Origin of the sequence: Streptomyces panacea, from assembly GCF_040560175.1 — a bacterium.
In the GTDB taxonomy this organism is placed as follows: Bacteria; Actinomycetota; Actinomycetes; order Streptomycetales; family Streptomycetaceae; genus Streptomyces; species Streptomyces panacea.
On sequence record NZ_JARJHW010000359.1, the window covers coordinates 1 to 1,854 of the forward strand.

The 1,854-nt window shown below is 66.8% G+C and carries 1 protein-coding gene; it reads left to right on the forward strand.

Annotated elements, in window-relative coordinates; all coding sequences use genetic code 11:
* Positions 1-5 precede the first annotated feature (5 nt).
* A partial coding sequence (locus P3L51_RS35925) for an AfsR/SARP family transcriptional regulator (RefSeq protein WP_354609561.1) occupies positions 6-1,854 on the forward strand: 1,849 nt, incomplete at its 3' end.

Below are 1,854 nucleotides of genomic sequence, written 5' to 3' on the forward strand. Positions count from 1 at the left end.
TCCCGTTGCGCTTTGCGGTGTTGGGGCCTGTTCGGGTGTGGCGTGGTGAGGAGGAGTTGGTTCTTGGGTCGCCTCAGCAGCGGGTGGTGCTGGCGGCGTTGTTGTTGCGGCGGGGGCGTGTGGTCACTACGGCTGAGCTTGTTCATGCTGTTTGGGGTGAGGATCCGCCGGTGGCGGCGGTGCCGGTGCTGCGTACGTATGTGTCGCGTCTGCGGAAGGTTCTGGGGTCCGGCCGGGTGTCGGGCGAGTCCGGGGTGGTGATTGTCTCGGCGGCCGACGGGTATCTGGTGCGTGTTTCTGAGGATGCTGTGGATCTGGGGGTGTTCGAGCAGCGGGTCGAGCGGGCGAGGAAGCTGCGTGCCGGGGGTGAGTTGTCCGCGGCTTCCCGGTTGTTGCATGCCGCGCTCGGCGGTTGGCAGGAAAGTCCTCTGGCCGGGCTGGCGGGCCCGCTCGCGGAGGGTGAACGCTCCAGGCTGGACGAAGCGCGGCTGTGTGCTCTGGAGGCGCGCTTCGACATCGATGTCGAACTGGGGCGGCACGCCACGGTGATTCCCGAACTGCGTGCCCTGACCGGCCAGCATCCGCTGCGGGAGCGTTTGTGCGAGCTGCTCATGGTCGCCCTGTACCGGTCGGGGCGGCAGGCGGAGGCGCTGGCTTCCTACCGCAGGACCCGAAGTATTCTGGTGGCCGAGCTGGGTATCGAACCCGGTGCGTCGTTGAGGGATCTCCATCAGAGAATTCTGACGGCCGACGCGTCGCTCGAATACTCATCTTCCTCGCTGCAAGCAGCCGTGCCGGCGGCTGAATCGATTGCCCGTCCTGCTCAACTCCCGGCCGATCTGGCTGCTTTCACCGGTCGGCATGCCGAACTCGATGAGGCGCGTGTCCTGTTGTCCGGGGACGGCGACCAGGCTGGGGCGATGGCCATCAGTGTGGTGAGCGGTATGGCCGGTATCGGGAAAACAGCTCTGGCCGTTCATCTGGCTCATGAGGTCGCGGGTCGATTTCCCGACGGGCAGCTTTTCATCAACCTGCGCGGTTTCGACGCGACCGGTTCGGTCATGTCGCCGCAGGAGAGTATCCGTATTGCTCTCGACGGGCTCGGTGTCCCTTCGTGGCGGATTCCCGCCCAGCTCGAGGCGCAGGCCCTGCTGTACCGTTCTCTGCTCGCGAACCGGCGGATGCTGATCGTGCTGGACAACGCCCGCGACGCCGAACACGTCCGTCTGCTGCTGCCCGGCTCTCCGGGCTGTCTCGTCATCGTCACCAGCCGCAACCAGCTCACCAGCCTGATCGCCAGTGAGGGCGCGTATCCGCTGACTGTGCGCCAGCTGGCGTTTTCGGACGCGTACGACTTCCTGAGACGCCGGCTCGGGGCGAAGCGGTTGTCGGCGGAGCCACTCGCGGCGGACGAGATCATCACGCTGTGTGGCCGGCTGCCATTGGCACTGGCCGTCGTCGCCGCCCGGGCGGCGATCAATCCCGGCTTCCCCCTCAGCGCCATCGCCGGCGAACTGCGCGACAGCCACGGCAGCCTCGACGCCTTCGCGGGGGGCGACCTTCGTACCGATGTACGAGCCGTTTTCTCCTGGTCCTACGAAGCCCTGTCCGCCCCGGCAGCGCGTCTGTTCCGCCTCATGGGCCTCCACACCGGCCCGGACATCTCCGCACCGGCAACAGCAGCCCTCGCCGGACTCACTCTGCCGGAAGCCCACAGCCTGCTCGCGGAACTGACCCACGCGCACCTGCTCATCGAGCACCTGCCCTACCGCTACACCATGCACAACCTCATGCGCGTCTACGCCCGCGAAAAAGTCCGCACCGAGGAATCACCGGAGAACCACGACACGGCAG